Annotated in this window: 17 protein-coding genes; 11 read left to right on the forward strand and 6 right to left on the reverse strand. The window is 70.5% G+C overall.

Annotated features, from left to right (window positions below; genetic code table 11):
• Positions 1 to 94: 94 nt before the first annotated feature.
• Positions 95 to 3,283 (reverse strand): acetyl-CoA carboxylase family protein, encoded by a 3,189-nt coding sequence (locus B2363_RS00790; protein WP_286927755.1) that lies wholly within the window; start codon positions 3,281 to 3,283, stop codon positions 95 to 97.
• A gap of 86 nt (positions 3,284 to 3,369) precedes the next feature.
• Between B2363_RS00790 and B2363_RS00795 the strand changes: the two genes are divergently transcribed.
• Together B2363_RS00795 and B2363_RS00800 are read left to right on the forward strand one after the other, a co-directional pair.
• Entirely contained in the window at positions 3,370 to 3,975 is a 606-nt protein-coding gene (locus B2363_RS00795; protein WP_286927757.1) for a TetR/AcrR family transcriptional regulator, read from the forward strand.
• 60 nt (positions 3,976 to 4,035) lie between these two features.
• A complete protein-coding gene (locus tag B2363_RS00800; RefSeq protein WP_181754549.1) occupies positions 4,036 to 4,665 on the forward strand; it encodes a DUF6338 family protein in 630 nt (209 codons plus the stop codon).
• 205 nt (positions 4,666 to 4,870) lie between these two features.
• Here the strand turns inward: B2363_RS00800 and B2363_RS00805 are convergent, their stop codons facing one another.
• The 3 genes from B2363_RS00805 to B2363_RS00815 form a co-directional block, all read right to left on the reverse strand.
• On the reverse strand, positions 4,871 to 5,380 hold the full coding sequence (locus B2363_RS00805; RefSeq protein ID WP_286927759.1) for a thioesterase family protein: 510 nt from the start codon (positions 5,378 to 5,380) through the stop codon (positions 4,871 to 4,873).
• Positions 5,377 to 7,038, reverse strand: coding sequence for an AMP-binding protein (locus tag B2363_RS00810; protein WP_286927762.1), 1,662 nt, complete (start codon positions 7,036 to 7,038; stop codon positions 5,377 to 5,379). Before B2363_RS00810 ends, B2363_RS00805 begins: the two co-directional genes overlap by 4 nt.
• Positions 7,039 to 7,174: 136 nt before the next feature.
• Positions 7,175 to 7,852: a TetR/AcrR family transcriptional regulator gene (locus tag B2363_RS00815; protein WP_286927763.1), complete on the reverse strand. Its 678-nt coding sequence runs from the start codon at positions 7,850 to 7,852 to the stop codon at positions 7,175 to 7,177.
• Between the two features lie 120 nt (positions 7,853 to 7,972).
• Here B2363_RS00815 and B2363_RS00820 point away from each other — a divergent pair, with 120 nt between their 5' ends.
• The 9 genes from B2363_RS00820 (at position 7,973) to B2363_RS00860 (ending at position 18,297) form a co-directional block, all read left to right on the forward strand.
• Positions 7,973 to 8,188 carry a biotin/lipoyl-binding carrier protein gene (locus tag B2363_RS00820; protein WP_181754557.1) on the forward strand — a complete coding sequence of 72 codons (216 nt, stop codon included), beginning with the start codon at positions 7,973 to 7,975 and terminating at the stop codon, positions 8,186 to 8,188.
• 199 nt (positions 8,189 to 8,387) lie between these two features.
• Positions 8,388 to 9,941, forward strand: a complete 1,554-nt coding sequence (locus B2363_RS00825) for an acyl-CoA carboxylase subunit beta (RefSeq protein ID WP_286927765.1) — start codon at positions 8,388 to 8,390, stop codon at positions 9,939 to 9,941.
• 1 nt (position 9,942) lies between these two features.
• Entirely contained in the window at positions 9,943 to 11,619 is a 1,677-nt protein-coding gene (locus B2363_RS00830) for a class I adenylate-forming enzyme family protein (protein ID WP_286927767.1), read from the forward strand.
• Positions 11,616 to 13,133 (forward strand): ABC transporter substrate-binding protein, encoded by a 1,518-nt coding sequence (locus B2363_RS00835; RefSeq protein ID WP_181754563.1) that lies wholly within the window; start codon positions 11,616 to 11,618, stop codon positions 13,131 to 13,133. Before B2363_RS00830 ends, B2363_RS00835 begins: the two co-directional genes overlap by 4 nt.
• 27 nt (positions 13,134 to 13,160) lie before the next feature.
• The gene (locus B2363_RS00840) at positions 13,161 to 14,144 is read left to right on the forward strand and encodes an ABC transporter ATP-binding protein (protein ID WP_194956244.1); all 984 of its coding nucleotides are present in this window, start codon (positions 13,161 to 13,163) and stop codon (positions 14,142 to 14,144) included.
• Positions 14,141 to 15,130, forward strand: a complete 990-nt coding sequence (locus B2363_RS00845; RefSeq protein WP_181754566.1) for an ABC transporter ATP-binding protein — start codon at positions 14,141 to 14,143, stop codon at positions 15,128 to 15,130. The genes B2363_RS00840 and B2363_RS00845 overlap by 4 nt, the downstream gene beginning before the upstream one ends.
• The gene (locus B2363_RS00850; RefSeq protein WP_181754568.1) at positions 15,127 to 16,071 is read left to right on the forward strand and encodes an ABC transporter permease; all 945 of its coding nucleotides are present in this window, start codon (positions 15,127 to 15,129) and stop codon (positions 16,069 to 16,071) included. The genes B2363_RS00845 and B2363_RS00850 overlap by 4 nt, the downstream gene beginning before the upstream one ends.
• Complete coding sequence (locus B2363_RS00855; protein WP_181754570.1) at positions 16,071 to 16,943, forward strand: ABC transporter permease; 873 nt, start codon at positions 16,071 to 16,073, stop codon at positions 16,941 to 16,943. The genes B2363_RS00850 and B2363_RS00855 overlap by 1 nt, the downstream gene beginning before the upstream one ends.
• Before the next feature lie 4 nt (positions 16,944 to 16,947).
• Positions 16,948 to 18,297 (forward strand): acetyl-CoA carboxylase biotin carboxylase subunit, encoded by a 1,350-nt coding sequence (locus tag B2363_RS00860; RefSeq protein WP_286927773.1) that lies wholly within the window; start codon positions 16,948 to 16,950, stop codon positions 18,295 to 18,297.
• On the opposite strand, the gene B2363_RS00865 is transcribed toward B2363_RS00860, so the two are convergent.
• Both B2363_RS00865 and B2363_RS00870 read right to left on the reverse strand, forming a co-directional pair.
• Positions 18,294 to 18,866: a class I SAM-dependent methyltransferase gene (locus tag B2363_RS00865; protein ID WP_286927774.1), complete on the reverse strand. Its 573-nt coding sequence runs from the start codon at positions 18,864 to 18,866 to the stop codon at positions 18,294 to 18,296. The genes B2363_RS00860 and B2363_RS00865 overlap by 4 nt on opposite strands.
• Entirely contained in the window at positions 18,863 to 19,228 is a 366-nt protein-coding gene (locus B2363_RS00870; RefSeq protein ID WP_286927776.1) for an MmcQ/YjbR family DNA-binding protein, read from the reverse strand. Before B2363_RS00870 ends, B2363_RS00865 begins: the two co-directional genes overlap by 4 nt.
• Positions 19,229 to 19,336 lie beyond the last annotated feature (108 nt).

Raw genomic sequence — 19,336 nt, forward strand, 5'->3', positions numbered from 1 at the left:
CGCTCGCCGGCACTCGATCACCGGGTTCCGGTGGTTGAGTAGCTCGCGAGGAACGAGCGGCGTATCGAAACCACTGCTCAGGCGCGCTGCAGGATCACCAGGTGTCGACGAACCGGTGCGAGCCCTCGCCGTCCCAGTCGCCGAGGGTGGCGACGATCCAGCGGCGGGTGTCGGCGGGGTCGATGACCTCGTCGAGCTCGAGCTTCATCGCGCCGTTGATCGCCTTGCCGGCCTCGTAGTGCTGCGCGACGAGCTCCTCGTAGCGGTCGGCCCGGGCCTGCTCGTCCTCGATGGCGGCCAGCTCCTTGGAGAAGCCCAGGCGCACCGCGCCCTCGAGTCCCATGCCGCCGATCTCGCCGGTGGGCCACGAGACGGTCGCGGTGGTCTGGGCGAAGCCGCCGGCCGCCATCGCCTGCGCGCCGAGCCCGTAGGCCTTGCGCAGGACGATCGTGGTCATCGGCACCTTGAGGTGCGCGGCGATCACGAACAGCCGGCTGAAGTGGCGCACCGTGGCGGTCTGCTCGCTCTCCGGCCCGACCATGAAGCCGGGGGTGTCGCACAGCGACACGACGGGCAGGCCGTGCGCGTCGCACAGCTGGAGGAAGCGAGCCATCTTGTCGGCCGCGTCCGCGTCGATCGCGCCGCCGAGATGGGCGGGGTTGTTCGCGACGAGTCCGTACGCCCGGCCCTCGATCCGCACCAGGGCGGTGATCGCGCCGGTGCCGAACTCGCGGCGCAGCTCCAGCACGCTGTCGGTGTCGACGAGCGCGTCGATGACCGTGCGGATGTCGTAGACCTGCTTGCGGTTCTCGCCGATGACGTGGCGCAGGCGTCGCTGGTCGGCGGCGTCCCAGGCGGTGCGACCGCCCTGGAAGTAGGAGAGGTACCGCTGGGCCACGCTGATCGCCTCGGCGTCGTCGCCGACGACGATGTCGACCACGCCGTTCGGGCCCTGCACCGACATCGGGCCGATCTGCTCGGGGGTGAAGACGCCGAGTCCGCCGCCCTCAATCATCGCCGGGCCGGCCATGCCGAGATTGGCGTCCTCCGTGCCGATGATGACGTCGCAGCAGCCCAGGAGGGCCGCGTTGCCGGCGAAGCAGCGGCCCGTGAGGATGCCGACCGTCGGCACGACGCCGCTCAGCGATCCCATCGTGGCGAAGGTGCGCACGTTCAGGCCCGCGGCGAGCAGGTCGGCGGTGTCGGTGTCACCGGGACGGCCGCCGCCGCCCTCGGCGAAGAGGACGACCGGCAGCTTCCGGTCGCGCGCCAGCTCGAGCAGGCGGTCGGTCTTCTTGTGGTTGAAGTAGCCCTGCGTGCCGGCGAGCACCGTGTAGTCGTAGGCCAGGACGGCGCAGCGGCGCGACGTCTCGGAGTCGTCCCCGTTGATCGTGCCGAGGCCGGTGATGATGCCGTCGGCGGGGGTGTTGTCCATCAGGTCGTCGAGGGTGCGGCGCTGCCGCTGAGCCGCGACGGTCAGGGCGCCGTACTCGGTGAAGGTGCCCTCGTCGACGAGCAGGTCGACCCACTCGCGCGCGGTGAGGTGGCCGCGGGCGTGCCGCTTCGCGACGGCCTCGGTCCGGGCCGAGTCGCGGGTGCGGGCGATCCGGTCCTGGAGCTCCTCGAGGTCGGGGCGGACGTGGTCGAGGTCGACGTCCGCGTCCTCGGCGTGCTGGTGGTCGACGGTGTCGTCGGGCGCGACGACGGCGATCGGCTGGCCGGCCGCCACCTGCTCGCCGCTCGCGACGAGGACCTCGGTGACGGTGCCGGCGAATCCAGCCGTGACGGGGTGCTCCATCTTCATTGACTCGAGGGTCGCCAGCGGCGTCTTCGGCCCCACGGTGTCGCCGGGCTTCACCGACACGGCCAGCACGGTGCCGTTCATGACCGAGGAGACGGTGCCGGACTCGTCGGTGGTGCGCTCGGAATCGGCGCGATCGGCGAGCAGGCGGTCGAGCCACGCGGTGGTGACCTCACCGCTGCGCACGGCGTCGTGGGCCAGCAGCTCGCGCAGCAGCGGGACGTTGGTCCGCACGCCGTCGATCCGCAGGGCGGCGACGGCCGCGTCGGCGTCGGCGCAGGCCGTGGCGTGGTCGCCCTCGGTGACGGTGACGACCTTCGCGAGGAGGGAGTCGAACGTGCCGTCGACGACGGTGCCCGGCGCGATGCCCGTGTCGACGCGGACGCCGTCGGGAGCGGAGAAGGCGGTGACGGTGCCGGTGGTGGAGACGACCGTGCCGCCGACGACCTCCTCGGCGTTGACGCGCGACTGGATCGCGACGACGCCGGGACGCGGCTGCACATCGGTCGGCACGCCCACCTCGTCGAGGCGGTGGCGGGCCGCGACGAGCAGCTGGGCCCGCACGAGGTCGGTGCCGGTGACCTCCTCGGTGACCGTGTGCTCCACCTGGAGCCGGGGGTTGACCTCGATGAACACGGCGTCGAGGGGACCGCTGCGGCGCAGCAGGTCGGCGTTCACGAGGAACTCGACCGTGGCCAGGCCGCGGTAGCCCAGGGGTGAGGTGAGGTCCTTCGCCCACGTGGTCAGGCGCTCGCGGTGGGCGTCGGTCAGCGACGGGCTCGGCGCGACCTCGATGACCTTCTGGTGGCGGCGCTGCACGGAGCACTCGCGCTCGCCGAGCGTGACGACGCCCGCGCCGTCGCCCAGCACCTGCACTTCGATGTGCTTGGCGCTGGCGAGCAGCCGCTCGGCGTAGACGGAGGAGTTGCCGAAGGCGCGCTCGGCCTCGGAGCGGCAGCGGTCGTACGCCTCGGCGAGGTCGGCGGCGTCGGTGACGGGGCGCATGCCGCGGCCGCCACCACCGGAGACGGCCTTGATCATGATGCCCGCGGGGTGGCGCTCCAGCAGGGCCGCGACCTCGGCGAGGGAGGCGTCACGTCCCGTCGCGTCCAGGACCGGGACGCCGTGGGCCAGCGCGTGCTCGCGGGCGCTGCCCTTGTCGCCGAACAGCTCGAGCGTGGTCGGGTCCGGTCCGACGAAGGTGAGCCCCGAGGCCTCGCAGGCCCGCGCGAGCTCCGCGCTCTCGCTGAGGAAGCCGTAGCCGGGGTGCACCAGGTCCGAGCCCGTCAGGACCGCGGCGGCCACGATGGCGTCGACGTCGAGGTACCCGGCCACGCCGGCCTTCGGGAGCAGGTAGCTCTCGGGGTCCGCGCTTCCCGCCTCCTCGGCGGTGTGCACGTGCTGGGGCGTCCAGTCGAGAGCACGGACCGCGCGCTCGATCCGGTGGGCGATCTCGCCGCGGTTGGCGATCAGGACCTTCATCGTCGACTCCTGGTGTTGACGTGGGTGTCAACTTCCATCCTCGCGACTGTTGACACCTGTGTCAATGGGCAGGCTAGGGTGAGGCCATGACTCAGGGCTGGGCGATCCGGGAGGACCACGACCGGGCGGACGCGCAACGGCACGGCGAGCTGCTGACCGCGGCGCGCGCGGCGTTCGAGGAGCTCGGCTACGGCGCCACGACGATCGCGGAGATCACGCGCCGGGCCGGCGTCAGCCGCGCGACGTTCTACGTCTACTTCGCCTCCAAGGAGCAGGTCTTCGCGGTCCTCGCCGAGCAGGTGCGCGACCGCTTCCTGCGGGCCCAGGACCTGTCGGGGATCGACCGCGACGCCGTCGACGAGGTGCTGCGGCGCACGATCGAGACCACGCTCGAGGCGACGGTCGAGAACCTCGCGCTGATGACGGTGCTCAACCACCAGGCGGTCGCCGACGACGAGATGCGCCGCCTCTGGAGCGAGATCCAGGGCGAGGCCGTGCACCGCACCGCCACGTACGTCAGCCAGCAGGCCCGCGCGGGCCGGGTTCAGCCGGTGGCCGATCCCGAGGCGCTCGGCACGATGGGCGCCGGGATGAACGACCGCTACGCGCCGCTCGTGGTGGCCGGCGCGACCACCGTGGACGAGGCCGTCGAGGAGATGCACCGCATCTGGATGGCCTGCCTCGGCCACTGATTTCCACAGACGGCCACCACCCTCTGGTGAGGGCGCCGGCCGAATCGCCACCATGTGCGGATGCCCTCCACCATGCACGCTCTCGGTGTCGTCCTTCTGGCGCTCCTGCCCGGAGCCCTCTACTCGTGGGCGTTCGAGCGGATCGTGGGCAGGTGGGGTTCGGGAGCCAGTGACCGACTGTTCCGGTTCGTCGGCGGCTCGGCGGTCCTCCATGCACTCTTCGCTCCCGCCACGTGGTGGCTGTGGTCGACTCACCTTCCGCTGGCTCGAGCCGACCCGCCGTCCTGGTGGGCCTGGCCCACCGCACTCCTCTACGTCGCCGTCCCACTGGTGGCAGGAACCGCCGTCGGGTGGGGGACGCGATCGCGCCAGCGATGGGCACTCGCGATCACCGGGCCGGACCCTGCGCCTCGAGCCTGGGACCATCTCTTCCAAGGACCGCGGAACGGCTGGATCCGACTCAGGCTGAAGTCCGGTACGTGGCTGGGCGGCGCCTACGCCAGCAGTGGGGAGCTGAAGTCCTACGCCTCCGGGTACCCCGAGCCCGAGGACCTCTTTCTGGCTGCTGTCGCTGAGGTCGACCCGGCCACCGGGGAGTTCGAGCTGAGCGGCTCAGGTCGACCGATCCTCGGTCGTGGGCTGCTCGTGCGGTTCCAGGAGGTCGAGTACCTTGAGTTCATCGATGCCTGAGGGGAGTGACCGGTGACCAGAAAGAACTCCGAATTCCAGGCGCCTCGAGTCGGCAGGAGCCGACCGAAGCGTGGGGGCTACGAGTCCTCCTCCAAGGACGTCTCGGCCCTGAAGCCTCCGCCGGCCGGCGCCGCGCCCGGTGGCGCGGTTCGACCCTCGCCGCCCTCGCCCGCCTGAGTCCGTCTCGGACTGCGCGACCCGCTGTTCAGCTCGGACGCGTGGTGCCGAGGCGATGGCTCGGAGGCAGCGACCACGGCAGCGCGGCGTGCTGCTCGAGGAGCGCGTCGATGCGCTCGGCGACCTCGGGCGCGAACGGCGCCGTGCGGCGGGTGGTCAGGTCCACGTAGGCCTCGACGAACTCCAGCGTGCTGGCGATCTCGCCGGTGGTGCGGTTCGCCACGATCGTGACGGCGTGGACGGTCTTGGGCCCGCGCGCCAGGATCCGCAGGTGTGCCGAGACCTCGTGGCCCACGAGGATCTCCCGGTGGAACTGCACGTGGTGCGTGAGGCTGAACGAGCTCTGGCCGGTGCGGTCGAGGAAGGCCTGGTCGAGGCCCACCTGGTGCTCCCACGACTCCTCGGCGGCGTCCATGTGCAGGTCGTAGTGCCCGCGCACGTTCACGTGACCGTTGAGGTCCTGGTACCGCTCGGGCACCGTCCGCGTGAACAGCGTGCCGAGCGGTTGGAGCTCCTCCAGGGTGGGCAGGGTGGTCACGAGGAGGCCCCGGCGTTGAGCGCGGCCGCGTCGTCGGCGAGCTCGTTCTTGCGCACCTTGCCGGTGGCGGTCATCGGCAGGGAGCCGAGCACCGAGACGAGCGGCACCTTGTAGGTGGCCATGTTGGCGCGCGACCACGTCACGAGCTCCTCGGGGGTGACGTCCGAGCCGGACTTGGGGACGACGAACGCCACGGGGCGCTGGCCGGTGTCGGGGTCGTCGGTGGGGACGACCGCGACCGAGTCCACGGCCGGGTGCTGGGCCAGCAGCATCTCGACGTCCGCGGGGAACACGCTCATGCCGCGGACCTTGATCATCTCCTTGCGGCGACCGAGGTAGTGCAGGAAGCCCTGCTCGTCGATGCGGCCGTTGTCGCCGGTGTGGATCCACCCGTCGACCAGCTGCTCGCGGGTGGCCTCCTCGTTGCGCCAGTAGCCGTCGGTGACCGAGGGGCTGCGCACGATGATCTCGCCGACCTCGCCCAGCGGGACGGGGTTCTGGGTGCCCAGCTCGACGACGGCGATGTCGGTGCCGGGCACCGGGATCCCGCAGAAGACGGGCTCGGCCAGCAGGTCCTGGTCGTTCTCGGCGAAGCCGTAGGGCACGGCGTCGATCGTGTGCGTCTCGGTCATGCCGTAGGCCGACTCGCGCAGCACCGAGCCGGGCACGAGGTCGGCCCAGCGGTGCCGGACCTCCGGGGTCATCTTGCGGACGAACGAGACGGCCTGCGGGTCGAGCAGCGAGCTCAGGTCGCGCGAGGCCAGGTCCTGGGTGTCCATCAGCTCGAGGTAGTTCTCGACCGTGCCCGTCATGAGAGTGACGCGCTCTCGCTCCACCGTGTCGACCACCTCGGCGGCGTTCCAGCGCGCCATCAGGATGCTGGTGCCGCCCAGCACGAGGGGGATCAGGATGCCGAGGTCCTCGCCCGCGATCCAGAAGATCGGCAGGTAGCAGAGCGAGACGTAGCTGCCGTCGGACGGCATCGCGGTGGCCGCGGCGGCGCTGGCCACGGTGTAGAGCATGTGGCGCTGCGAGTGCTGGCAGCCCTTCGGCATGCCGGTCGTGCCACCGGTGTAGTTGAGCGCGGCGAGCGAGTCGAGGTCGCCGTCGTCGCCCGCGTACGGCGCTGCGGCCACGGCCGACTCCCAGCCGAACTCGCCGGTGCCGTCGGTCAGCAGGACGGGGATCGCCGGGACGCGGTCGGCGCACGCCTCGAGCGTCGACGACAGGGCCGTGCTCGTCACGACGAGCACCGGCTCGCTGTCGAGCAGCTCGTACGCGAGCTCGGCCGGCTGGAACATCGGGTTCACCGGGACGTGGACGGCGCCGAGGCGCAGCAGGGCCAGGAAGGCGATGACGAACTCGGTGGAGTTGCCGAGGTAGACCGCGACGCGATCGCCACGGCTCACGCCGTGCTGGGACATCCACGTCGCCACCCGGCGGTGCAAGTCGTCGAGCTCGGCGTAGGTGAGCCGGGTGTCGCCGAGGGCCAGCGCGAGGTGGTCGGGACGCTCGCCCGCCCAGTGCGACACGTGGGCCGGGATCGTGATCTCGCCGGCCGGGTAGGTGACCTCGGCCGGGATCCCGGCGGGACGAAGCGCGTCCTGGAGCCGGCGGACTTCGGTCAGGTACGTGTCGAGGGTCTGCGGGGTCGTCATGGGACGGCTGCCTCCGGGGGTCGGGGGAGACCGGGCACAGGACGTGACGGCGGTCTCATTGACGTCAGCGTCAACGAGTGAAGCCGACTTTGACGGTCGTGTCAACACGCGGGTGCGGACGCGCCCGCGTGAGCCCTCAGTGCGGGAGTTGGCGGGCGCCGGCGAGGGTCATCGCCAGGTCGGCGTACTGGAAGCCGATCGCGGTGGGCGTGCGGGGGGATCCGTGCCGGTACCAGCGCGCCACGTCGATGCAGGTCGACAGGATCGTGATCTTGGCCCATTCGGGGTCGGCGAGCCGGAAGGTGCCCTCGGCCGCGCCGGCCTGGAGGATCTCCAGGACGTGGTCGTCGACCGAGCGCCGCATGGCCCACACGTCGGCGAACTCCGGTCCGCGCTGGAGCCGGATCTCGTACTCGATCGAGCGCGAGAGGAGGTTCATCTCGGCGTTCCACGTGGCGAACGACGCCACGCCCAGCCGGAGCTGGCCGACCGGGTCGCCCGCCTGCCGCGCGGGCTGGCTGAAGGCGCCCGTGGAGGCGCGGTGCCCCTCGAAAGCGATGCGGTGGAACAGCTGCTGCTTGGACTCGAAGTGGATGTAGACCGCCGCCGAGCTCATGCCCGAGCGCGTGGCGATCTCGCGCGTGGACGCGCCGTGGTAGCCGAGGTCGGCGAAGGCCAGCGTGGCGCCGCGCAGGATCTTGCGCGAGGCGCCCGACGCGCGCTCGTCCCAGAACTGCTCGATCCGCCGCTCGGCGTGCTCGCGGTCGATGAGGACGCGCGGCGGGATCGTCGCCTCCGGGCTGGTCTCGGCCATCGTCGTCACTCCATTTCGGCCTCTGCGCGCCGCTGGGTGGCGCTGCAGGCTCCCTATCATCTCATCATAAGCGTATGCTTAGGTTTCCTCCGCCATGACGAAGCAATGAAAGGTCACGACATGTCCGACGTGCGATCCGAGCTGACAGCCTCCGTGTTCAAGATCGAGGTTGCCGTCGGCGACCAGGTGGAGGAGGGGCAGCCCCTGCTCATCCTCGAGTCGATGAAGATGGAGATCCCGGTCGTGGCTCCCCGTGCCGGCGTGGTGCAGGAAATCCTGCCGTCCGAGGGAGATGTCGTGGAGGAAGGCGCTGTGGTGGCGCGCTTCAGCGACTGAGTCGACCGAGGTTCCTCGTGGCCGAGCCTGATGTTCCGGGCTCGGCCACTGGCATTTCAGCGACATGAAAATAACTTCAACTTCAGTCTTGATTCTGTGATTCGGATCACCTAACGTGGAACTTCGCAGACCTAAGCGAATGCTTAGGTCGAGTGAAAACCAGGCGGGTTCGCCCGCCTCTCCGATCAAAGGGGCAGCAGTGAGCCACGTGTGGTCCGACGAGATCGACGAGATCTCCCGCCGACAGCGTTTCGCCGAGTTGCTCGGCGGCGAGGACAAGATCCGCCGCCAGCACGAGAACGGGCGCAGCACCGTCCGCGAGCGCATCGTCGACCTGCTCGACGACGGCAGCTTCGAGGAGGTCGGCGCCCTCGCGGGCTTCGCCACGCGCGCCGACGACGGCAGCACCGTCAGCGTCATGCCGGCCAACTTCGTGTTCGGCCTCGGCGAGATCGACGGCCGCCGCGTCGCTCTCGGTGCGGACGACTTCACGATCCGCGGCGGTGCGGCCGACGCGTCGATCATGGCCAAGCAGGTCGACTCCGAGCGGATGGCCGGCGCCCTGCGGGCACCCCTGGTGCGGCTGGTCGAGGGCACCGGTGGTGGTGGCAGCGTCCGGATGATCGAGGATGCCGGCTACACCTACGTGCCCGCCAACCCGGGCTGGGACGCCCTGGTGGACAACCTCTCGCTCGTTCCCGTCGTCGCCGCCTGCATGGGCCCCGTGGCCGGACTCGGCGCGGGCCGCGTGGCGATGAGCCACTTCAGCGTCCTCATCGAGGGCATCTCGCAGATGTTCGTCGCCGGACCGCCCGTCGTGAAGCACGCCACGGGCGAGACCCTGGACAAGGAGCAGCTCGGCGGCGCCGAGGTGCACCGCCGCAGCGGCGCCATCGACCGGATCGTCCCCGACGAGAAGGCTGCCCTCCAGGCCGTCCGCGACTTCCTGTCCTACCTGCCCTCGAGCGTCCACGACGTGCCGCCGGTCATCGCCGGCATCGAGCCGACCACCTCGTCCGAGGGCCTGGCCGACGTCGTGCCGCGCAACCGCCGCCAGCCGTACCGGCTGCGGACGATCCTCGACGCGATCTTCGACGGCGGCTCGAACTTCGAGTACGCCGGGTACGGCGCCTCGGTCTACACGGGCCTGGCCCGCCTCGACGGCCACCCGGTCGGCGTCGTGGCCACCGATCCGTACAAGGGCGCCACGATGACGCCCAACGGTGCCGACGCGCTGACGCGCCTCATCGACCTGTGCGAGACCTTCCACCTGCCGATCGTCAGCCTGACCGACCAGTCGGGGATGCAGATCGGCCTCGCGGCCGAGAAGTCGGCCTCGATCCGTCGCGGCGCCCGCGCCGTGGTCGCCGCCTACCAGGCCCGCGTGCCGATGGCCGAGATCATCGTGCGCCGCGTCTTCGGCGTCGGCGGAGCCGGTCAGATCAACCGCCACCGCTTCAACCGCCAGTGGGCCTGGCCCTCCGGCGACTGGGGCTCGCTGCCCGTGGAGGGCGGCGTCGAGGCGGCGTACCGTGCCGACCTCGAGGCGTCGGACGACCCCGCGGCGATGATGCAGGAGATCCACGACCGGCTCGAGGTCGCCCGCTCGCCGTTCCGCACCGCCGAGCGGTACGGCGTGCAGGACCTCATCGACCCGCGCCGCAGCCGCGAGCTGCTGACGCGCTGGGTGCGCGACGCCTACCGCGTGGTCCCCGAGCAGGTCGGCCCCCCGTCGTTCGGAACGAGGCCCTGACATGGGCGTCACCCCGACCAGTGCAGAGCTCGAGGCGCTGCTGGAGTGCGACTTCGCCACCGCGGTCGACGCGCTCGACCACCACGTGGCCGCCACGGGCGACCGCCAGGCGATCGTCTACGGCGAGACCGGCGAGACGCTGACCTACGCCGAGCTGGGCCGCACCACCGACCACGTCGCCGGGAACCTGGCCGCCCTCGGTGTCGGGCCCGGCTCGCGGGTCAGCATCCTGACCACGCACCCGCTCGTCTCGACTCTCGTCATGTACGGGCTGTGGAAGGCCGGCGCCGTCTACGCCCCGGTGAACTTCCAGTACGCGGGCGACCTGCTGGCGTACCAGCTCAACGACACCCGCCCCACCGCGCTGCTGGTCGACCGGGCCATGCACCAGCGGATCCTCGACATCGAGGACCGGCTCGAGTGCTCGCCGCGCGTGGTCGTCATCGACGGCCTGCACGAGGGCGAGTTCGGCAAGCTCGTGCAGCCGGCCGAGCGCCCCGACGTGCGGGTCGAGTTCGACGATCCGGCCAACGTCATCTACACCTCCGGCACGACGGGGCCGTCGAAGGGCGTCGTCCAGTCGCACCGGTGGATCAACGGCTACACGTGGGTCGCGCGCACGATGATGACCCCGGAGGACGTCGTCTACAACGACCTGCCGATGTACCACGTCGGCGGAGCGCACTTCAACGTCGTGCGGGCCCTCTGGACCGGAGCCTCGGTCAGTCTGTGGGACCGCTTCAGCCCCAACGACTTCTGGCGCCGCATCACCGAGACCGGCTGCACCACCGCGGTCCTGCTGGACGTCATGACGCCGTGGCTGCTCAACGCCGAGCCGCGCGACGAGGACCGCCGCAACCCGCTGAACAAGGTGCACCTGCAGCCCCTGCCGGCGAACCACCACGAGTTCGCCGTCCGCTTCGGCATCGACTTCGTGACGTCGGGGTTCGGCCAGTCCGAGTCCGGCAACCCGCTCGTGACCCTGACCGAGCAGACCGAGCCGGGGGAGGGCACGCCGGACGACCTGTACCGCGGGCTCCCGCACGACCGGCTGCGCGAGGTCTTCGAGGAGAACGGCCTGCTCGTCCTGCGCGGCACGGACCCGATGCCGAAGGGCATCATGGGCCAGCCCACGCCCTTCCTCGAGGTGGCGATCCTCGACGAGCGCGACCGCGTCTGCCCCGACGGAGTCGTCGGCCAGCTGGCGATGCGCCCGCGCGTCCCGTCGCTGATCCACGAGGAGTACCTCGCCAAGCCCGAGGCCACGGTGAAGGCCTGGCGGAACCTCTGGTTCCACACCGGCGACGCCGCCGTCCGCGACGAGAACGGGATCTTCTCCTACATCGACCGGATGGGCGACCGGATCCGCGTCCGGGGCGAGAACATCTCGGGCTTCCACATCGAGGAGATGCTCGTCAAGCATCCGTCCCTCGCGCTGGCCGCGGTGATCGCGGTGCCCAGTGCCGAGGGCGACGAGGACGACGTCATCGCCTTCGTGGAGGTGGCCGACGGCCACACGTTCGATCGCGCCGCGATCGAGCAGCACTGTCTCGACACGATGCCGAAGTTCATGCGGCCCCGTGACGTGATCCCGGTGGGGCAGATCCCCCGGACCCCAACCAACAAGATCGAGAAGTACAAGCTGCGTCAGCAGTGGACCGAAGGGCAGGCATCATGAAGATTCGATTCCGTGGGGGTGCGATCGCCGCGGCGCTCCTCCTCTCCGTCGTGGCCGCCTGTGGCGGTGGCGGGGGCGACTCAGGCGACTCCGATCGCGCCCTGCGCGTGGCGGCCGTCTCCGACGCGTCCTCGCTCGATCCGATCCGCGGCAACGCGGGCACGGACCACGTGCTGATCTACCCGTTGTACGACACGCTGATCTCGTACGACAAGGGCCTCGAGGCCCAGCCCGGACTCGCCGAGTCGTGGGAGCAGAAGTCGCCGACCGAGCTGACGCTGAAGCTGCGTGAGGGCGTGAAGTTCCACGACGGCGAGCCGTTCAACGCCGAGGCCGTCGTCTACAACTTCGAGCGCGCCAAGGGCGAGGGCTCGAACATCCAGGCCGACCTCGCGTCGGTCGACTCGGTCACGGCCGACGACGAGTACACGGTGACCTACAAGCTCAGCGCTCCCGACGCGTCGCTGCTGCTCGTGCTCGCCGACCGCGCCGGCATGATGGTCTCGCCCAAGGCGGCCGAGGCGGCCGGTGGCGACCTCAGCACCAAGCCCGTGGGCGCCGGTGGCTGGGAGTTCGTCGAGTGGAAGCGTGGCTCGGTCATCAAGGTCAAGCGCTACGCCGACTACTGGGACAAGGACGCCGAGCGCGTCTCGGCGATCAACTTCAACATCATCCCCGACCCGAAGACCCGCGTGACCTCGTTGCGCTCGGGCCAGCAGGACGTGGTGATGGACGTGTCGCCGTCGGACGCCGACGGCCTCGAGAAGGCCTCGGGTGTCGCGGTCAGCGACACGCCGCGCGTGAACGTCAACCAGGTGTACCTGAACCGCGACTCCGAGGAGCTCGGTGACCCGCAGGTCCGCAAGGCCCTGAGCCTGGCCATCGATCGCGAGGCGCTGCTCAAGAGCGCCTACTTCGGTCGCGGGTCGGTCGCGAACGGCGCCCTGCCGAGCGACTACTGGGCGGCTCCGCCGGAGTCGGTCAAGTCGGAGTTCAACCCCGACGAGGCCAAGAAGCTGCTCGCCGCGGCGGGTGAGACCGACCTGACGTTCGACATGATCGTCAACGCCGACTCCGCCACCGTCCGCGTGGCCGAGATCCTCAAGCAGCAGTGGTCCGACGTCGGCGTCACGGTCAACATCAAGCCGCTCGAGATCGTGCAGGGCACGAGCGACTACTTCAACGACCGCAAGTCGCCGGCGTACCTGTCGCAGTGGACCGGTCGCCCGGACCCGGCGATGACGTACCGCCTGCTGTTCTCGGACGAGGGCTACTTCAACACGTCGGACCAGTGGACGCCCGGCCTGGAGGAGGCGCTGGAGAAGTCCGACGTCTCGACCGAGCCCGACGAGCGCAAGCCGGGCTTCGACGAGGCCGCCGAGGCGGTCTTCGCCGACACGTCGTTCTTCCCGCTCGTGTTCGGCAACTCGATCGTCGGCCTCTCCGAGGACGTCGATGGCTTCGAGGGCAACCTCCTCGGCAAGCCGAAGTTCATCGGAGTCACCCTCGGCTGAGCCGAGGTCCAAGAGGAGGTGACGGTCATGTCATTGCTCACGGTCGAAGGACTTCAGGTCCACTTCGGTCACGAGGGGAACCAGGTTCAAGCCCTGTACGACGTCGATCTGACGATCGAGCCGGGGGAGATCGTGGGACTCGTCGGCGAGAGCGGAAGTGGCAAGACCGTCACCTCCCTGGCTCTGATGGGGCTCCTCGATCCGCGCAGCTCGCGGATCGAGGGCCGGGCCGTCCTCGACGGCAAGCCGCTGTGGCAGGGGAAGGGCGAGAAGCGGACCCCGCGCCGCGACCTGCCCATGGCGATGATCTTCCAGGAGCCCATGACGGCGCTGGACCCGGTCTTCACGGTCGGGTACCAACTCGTCGAGACACTCCGGATCCGGCGCGGCATGGGCAAGTCGGAGGCCAGGACCGAGTCGCTCTCGCTGCTCGACGCCGTCGGCATCTCCGACCCCAAGGCCCGCATGAAGGCGTACCCGCACGAGCTCTCGGGCGGCATGCGCCAGCGCGTCATGATCGCGATCGCGCTGGCCTGCGACCCGAAGCTGCTCATCGCCGACGAGCCGACCACGGCGGTCGACGTCACGATCCAGGCGCAGCTGCTCGACCTCATCAAGAACCTCGCGAAGGAGCGCGGCATGGCCGTGCTGTTCGTGACGCACGACCTCGGTGTCGTGTCCGAGACGTGCGACCGGATGATCACGATGTACGCCGGCCGCATCGTCGAGCGCGGCCCGGTCGCCGAGGTGCTGGCGTCCCCGGGCCATCCGTACACCGCGGGCCTGCTGGCCGCGCTGCCCTCGCCGGAGTCGCGCGGCGGACGGCTGGCCACGATCCCCGGACGTGTGCCGCCGCCCGGCCTGACGATCCCCGGCTGCGTGTTCGAGTCGCGGTGCCCCTACTCCCAGCCGGAGTGCTCGGTGCCGCAGGCCCTGCTGCCCCTGACGCCCACGCGCGAGGTGCGGTGCATCCGCTCGAACGAGCTCGACTTCGAAGGAGTTGCCCCATGACCGCCCCCCTGCTCTCCCTGGACAACGTGTCCGTGCGGTTCCCGATCGGTCGCCGGCGTCACGTGACGGCGGTCGACGGTGTCACCCTCGAGCTGCGCGAGGGCGAGACCCTCGGCCTGATCGGCGAGAGCGGATCGGGCAAGTCGACCGTGGCCCGCGCCGCGATGGGCCTGGTCCCGATCGCCGACGGCACCGTCCGCTGGCGCGGCGAGGACGTCGCCGGCTTCGGCGCGAAGCAGCGCCGGTCGTTTTCCGAGTCCGTCCAGATGGTGTTCCAGGACCCGCACAGCGCCCTCGACCCGCGCCGCACGATCCTGCAGAGCGTGCGCGAGCCGCTCGACGTCATGGGTCGCGGCGACAAGAAGGACCGCGAGGCCGTGGCGGCCAAGGCGCTCGAGGACGTGGGCCTGCCGCTGCAGATGCTGAAGCGCTACCCGCACCAGCTCAGCGGCGGCCAGAAGCAGCGCGCCAACATCGCCCGCGCGCTGGTCACCGACCCCAAGGTGCTGGTCTGCGACGAGTCGGTCGCGGCCCTCGACGTGGCCCTCCAGGCGGAGATCCTCAACCTGCTCCAGGACCTCAAGAAGGCCTACGAGCTGACGATCCTGTTCATCAGCCACGACCTGTCGGTGGTCAGCTACCTGGCCGACCGCATCAGCGTCATGTACCTGGGCAACATCGTGGAGAACGCCACGACCGAGTCCCTCGTGAAGCAGAGCCTGCACCCCTACAGCGAGGCCCTGCTGTCGGCCCAGCCGCTCGTGCACGACTCGTCGGCCGAGCGCAGGATCGTGCTGAAGGGCGACATCCCCAGCCCGGTCTCGCCCCCGCCGGGCTGCCGGTTCAACACGCGATGCCAGTTCGCGCAGGACAAGTGCCGCCAGGAGAAGCCCCCGCTGCTGGAGATCCTCCCCAACCACTCCTCGGCGTGCCTGCGGGTCGACGAGCTCTACGGCGAGCGCATCGGAAGGACGGTGGCGTCATGAGGATCCTGCGCGTGGTGGGAACCTGCCTGGTCTCGGCCATCCCCACCCTCATCCTGGCGACGTTCATCGTCTTCATGCTGCAGCGGCTGATCCCCGGTGATCCGGCCGTCGCGATCGCGGGCGAGTACGCCACCCCCGAGAACCTGGCGCGGATCCGCGAGGACCTGGGCCTGAACGAGCCGCTGTGGTCGCAGTACCTCACGTGGATCGGGAACGCCTTCACCGGTGACCTCGGGACGTCCTTCCAGACCGGGGAGTCGATCTCCGCCCTGGTGATGCAGCGGCTGCCGCTGACCCTGATCCTCACCACGATGGCCCTCTTCGTGGCCATCGCGGTCGGCCTGCCGACGGGTGTCATCGCCGCGCAGAAGGTCGACACGAAGTTCGACCGGTTCCTCACGACGGGCGCCACCTTCGGCATCGCGATCCCGAACTTCTGGCTCGGCATGATGCTGATCATCGTCTTCGCGCTGAACCTGGGGTGGTTCCCCGGCCCGGGAGGTGTCAGCCTCCAGGACGACCCGGCCCAGGCGCTGAAGGGCCTGGTGCTGCCGGCGCTCGCTCTCGGGCTCGTGGGAGGCGCCGAGATCTGCCGCCAGGTGCGCAGCGCGATGGTCGAGAGCCTCTCGACCGACTACGTCCGCACGCACCGGGCCAAGGGCCTGTCGAACCGCAGCATCGTGTGGAAGCACGCGCTGAAGAACTCCAGCCTGCCGTTCGCCACGATCATCGGCCTGCAGGTGTCGCGCCTCATCGGCGGCGCCGTCGTCGTCGAGGCCGTGTTCGGCCTCTCCGGCATCGGCTCGCTGGCCGTCGAGGCGACCAACCAGCGTGACTACGGCGTGATCCAGGCGGTGGTGTTCGTCGCCGCCGTGATCGTCCTGTTGACGAACCTCATCGTCGACGTCTCGTACCGACTGCTCGATCCGAGGATCTCCTGATGACCGCTGTCGACACCGCCAACCTGGCCACCACGACCGACGCACCGACCCGCCGCGCCCGCAAGGCCGGCCGGCTCTCGGTCGGCGTGAGCTACGCGATCCTGCTGATCGTGCTGATCGTCGTCCTCTTCGCCGGCTTCCTGGCGCCCTACGACCCGAACAAGCAGGACCTCAACGCGATCCTGCTGCCGATGAGCGGCGACCACTGGCTCGGCACCGACGACCTCGGTCGCGACGTGTTCAGCCGCATGCTCTACGGCACCCGCGTGTCCGTCCTGGCCGCGCTGCTCGCCGTGGGCATCTCGGTCGTGATCGGCCTGCCGCTGGGCATCGCCGCCGGCTGGCTCGCCGGCTCGACCGACCTCATCGTGATGCGTGTCGTCGACGCGGTCATGTCGTTCCCGGCGATCGTGCTGGCGATCGGCATCACCGCCACGATGGGGCCCGACATCACGACGGCGATGATCTCGGTCGGCATCGTCATGTCACCGGCGATCCTGAGGCTGGCCCGAGCGCAGACGATGGCCATCCGGTCCGAGACGTACATCGAGGCGGCGAAGTCGTTCGGCGCACGTGGGCTGCGGCGCATGGTCCTGCCGCACGTGCTGCCGAACATCATCCAGCCCGTCCTCGTGCAGGTGGCGGTGCTCATGGGCTTCGCCCTCATCGCCGAGGCCAGCCTGAGCTTCCTGCAGCTGGGCGTGCAGCCGCCGACCGCCTCGTGGGGCGCCGTGCTCTCGCGGGCCTACACGTTCCTGGACCAGGCGCCCATGCAGATCTTCATCCCCGGCATCGCGATCGCGGCCACCGTGTTCGCGTTCAACATCATCGGTGACGAGATCCAGCGCCTCCTCGACCCGAAGCGGAAGTGATCCCATGAGCGAGCGACAGCGAGTCGTCTTCATCGCCAACCGCGGCGAGATCGCCGTCCGCATCCTGCGCACGGTCCGCGAGCTCGGGCACCGGGGAGCGGTCGCGTTCCCGGCCGTCGACGCCGACCTGCCGTACGTCATGGAGGCCGACCTCTCGGTCGAGCTGTCGGGCCCGCGCGACTTCGGCGACGTCGAGGCGATGGTCGCCGCGGCGCGCTCGGCCGGTGCGGACCTCGTGCATCCCGGGTACGGCTTCCTGTCGGAGAACGCCGCCTTCGCCCGCGCCGTCGAGGCGGCCGGGATGGTGTTCGTCGGCCCGTCGCCCGACGTGATCGAGCTGATGGGCGACAAGGCCGGGGCACGCACCGCCGCGGTCCGCGCCGGCCTGGCCGTGGCGCCGGGTTCCGACGGCGCCGTCGAGACCGTCGACGAGGCCCGCCAGGCCGCCCTGGACGCCGGCTACCCGGTGATGCTCAAGGCCGTCGCCGGCGGTGGCGGGATCGGCATGGCCGTCGTCCCCGATCCCGCGTCGTTCGACCGGGCCTTCGAGTCGGTCACGAGCCGGGCCGCGTCGGTATTCGGCGACAGCCGCGTGATCGTCGAGCGGTACATCGAGCGCTCGCGCCACATCGAGGTGCAGGTGATGGGCCTGCCGGGCGGCCGGGCCGTCGCTCTGTCCGAGCGCGACTGCTCGGTCCAGCGCCGTCACCAGAAGGTCGTCGAGGAGAGCCCGTCCCCGGCGCTCGACCACGAGGCGCGGGCGAGCCTGCTGCGCCGAGCGGCCGCGCTCACGGAGTCCGTGGGCTACGTCGGCGCGGGCACCATCGAGTTCATCCACGACCTCGACTCCGGCGAGTCCTTCTTCCTCGAGATGAACACGCGCCTGCAGGTGGAGCACCCCGTCACCGAAGCGGTGCACGGCGTCGACCTCGTGGCCTGGCAGCTGAGCATCGCCACCGGCGACCCGACCGTTCCGGAGTACAGCGTCGAGCCGCAGGGCCACGCCATCGAGCTGCGCCTGTACGCGGAGGACTCCGAGCGGTTCCTCCCGCGACCCGGCGCGATCGAGACGTGGCGGATGCCCGACGGTGAGGGAGTCCGCGTCGACGCGGGCTACGCCGACGGCACGGTCGTCACGCCGTTCTTCGACCCTTTGCTGGCGAAGTTGATCGTGTGGGCGCCGTCCCGCGCCGAGGCGGTCGAGCGGGCTCGTGAGGCCCTGGCGGAGACGGAGATCGTGGGACCTGGCTCGAACCTGGCCTTCCTCGCGCGGGTGCTCACCGAGCCCGAGTTCGTCGACGCGACGCACGACACCGGGATCGTCGGACGGATGACCGCGGCGCCGGTGCGCTAGCGGACCGAGAGGACCCGGAAGCCCTTGCTGCTGGCCACGCGCTCGGCGGGGTGGCCCTGGTCGGTCAGCCACTGCTGGAGCGAGTCGGCCCCGAGGTTCCTGCCGACGACGAGGCGCGCCTCGCCGCCCGGCCGCAGCCGGGGCAGCCACGTGAGCAGCAGCTCGTGCAGGGCGTCCTTGCCGATCCTGATCGGCGGGTTGGACCAGATCGCGTCGAACCGCAGGTCGGCCGGGACCTGCTCGGGCAGCGCGGTGTGCACGTCGAGCCCGCGCGCGTTCTCCGCCGCGAGCTCGAGCGCGCGCTCGTTGACGTCGACCGCCCACACGGTGCTTCCGTGCGCGGCGAGCGAGCAGGCGATCGGTCCCCAGCCGCAGCCGAGGTCGAGGACGGTGGAGCCGGCCGGGGGAGGGCTGCTCTCGGCCAGCAGGATCGCGGTGGCCTTGTCGAGCCGGTCGCCGGAGAAGACGCCGGTGGAGGTGACGAAGTCGCGCCGTTCGCCCCAGACCTCCACCGAGATCGTGCGGCGCTCGTCCTGGGTGCTGGGCGCGCGGTCGAAGTAGTGGCTCACGCGTCCTCACCGTGCTCGGCGAGCCACGCCTTGCGGACCGTCGGCTTCGCCGTGACGAGCCAGGCATCGGTGAGCATCTCGCGCAGCTCGTCGGGGTCGACGTCCTCAGGACGCACGAGCACCGCGTTCGAGTCGAACTTCCGGAAGTGCTCGATCGTGAAGTACGGGGTGGAGGAGTCCTCGACCAGCCCGTCGAGCTCGGCACGGTCGACCTTGAAGGCCACGCAGCCGGGGGAGTCGTGCTGGTCGCGCCACCACGCCACCAGCCGGCCGCCGGTCTTCACGCCCGGCATGCCCCACGACGTGCTGGTCGCGGTGTCGGGGAAGCCGAGCAGGAAGGCCTCGATCTCGCTCCACGTCATGGAGCAACGGTACGCCCGCACGCGGGGCCGGTGGTCGAGTGCTCGCGAGGAACGAGCGAGTGCATCGAGACCATGGCGCGGCTGATCTCGATCCAGCGTCTCGCTGCG

It is taken from the genome of Aeromicrobium sp. UBA7512, assembly GCF_002476985.1.
Lineage (GTDB): Bacteria > Actinomycetota > Actinomycetes > Propionibacteriales > Nocardioidaceae > Aeromicrobium > Aeromicrobium phoceense.

Excerpts from the sequence above, each read along its gene's own strand:
- B2363_RS00790 (WP_286927755.1), bottom strand. The coding sequence starts at position 3,283 with ATGAAGGTCCTGATCGCCAACCGCGGCGAGATCGCCCACCGGATCGAG.
- B2363_RS00795 (WP_286927757.1), top strand. The coding sequence starts at position 3,370 with ATGACTCAGGGCTGGGCGATCCGGGAGGACCACGACCGGGCGGACGCG.
- B2363_RS00800 (WP_181754549.1), top strand. The coding sequence starts at position 4,036 with ATGCCCTCCACCATGCACGCTCTCGGTGTCGTCCTTCTGGCGCTCCTG.
- B2363_RS00810 (WP_286927762.1), bottom strand. The coding sequence starts at position 7,038 with ATGACGACCCCGCAGACCCTCGACACGTACCTGACCGAAGTCCGCCGG.
- B2363_RS00815 (WP_286927763.1), bottom strand. The coding sequence starts at position 7,852 with ATGGCCGAGACCAGCCCGGAGGCGACGATCCCGCCGCGCGTCCTCATC.
- B2363_RS00820 (WP_181754557.1), top strand. The coding sequence starts at position 7,973 with ATGTCCGACGTGCGATCCGAGCTGACAGCCTCCGTGTTCAAGATCGAG.
- B2363_RS00830 (WP_286927767.1), top strand. The coding sequence starts at position 9,943 with ATGGGCGTCACCCCGACCAGTGCAGAGCTCGAGGCGCTGCTGGAGTGC.
- B2363_RS00835 (WP_181754563.1), top strand. The coding sequence starts at position 11,616 with ATGAAGATTCGATTCCGTGGGGGTGCGATCGCCGCGGCGCTCCTCCTC.
- B2363_RS00840 (WP_194956244.1), top strand. The coding sequence starts at position 13,161 with ATGTCATTGCTCACGGTCGAAGGACTTCAGGTCCACTTCGGTCACGAG.
- B2363_RS00845 (WP_181754566.1), top strand. The coding sequence starts at position 14,141 with ATGACCGCCCCCCTGCTCTCCCTGGACAACGTGTCCGTGCGGTTCCCG.
- B2363_RS00850 (WP_181754568.1), top strand. The coding sequence starts at position 15,127 with ATGAGGATCCTGCGCGTGGTGGGAACCTGCCTGGTCTCGGCCATCCCC.
- B2363_RS00855 (WP_181754570.1), top strand. The coding sequence starts at position 16,071 with ATGACCGCTGTCGACACCGCCAACCTGGCCACCACGACCGACGCACCG.
- B2363_RS00860 (WP_286927773.1), top strand. The coding sequence starts at position 16,948 with ATGAGCGAGCGACAGCGAGTCGTCTTCATCGCCAACCGCGGCGAGATC.
- B2363_RS00870 (WP_286927776.1), bottom strand. The coding sequence starts at position 19,228 with ATGACGTGGAGCGAGATCGAGGCCTTCCTGCTCGGCTTCCCCGACACC.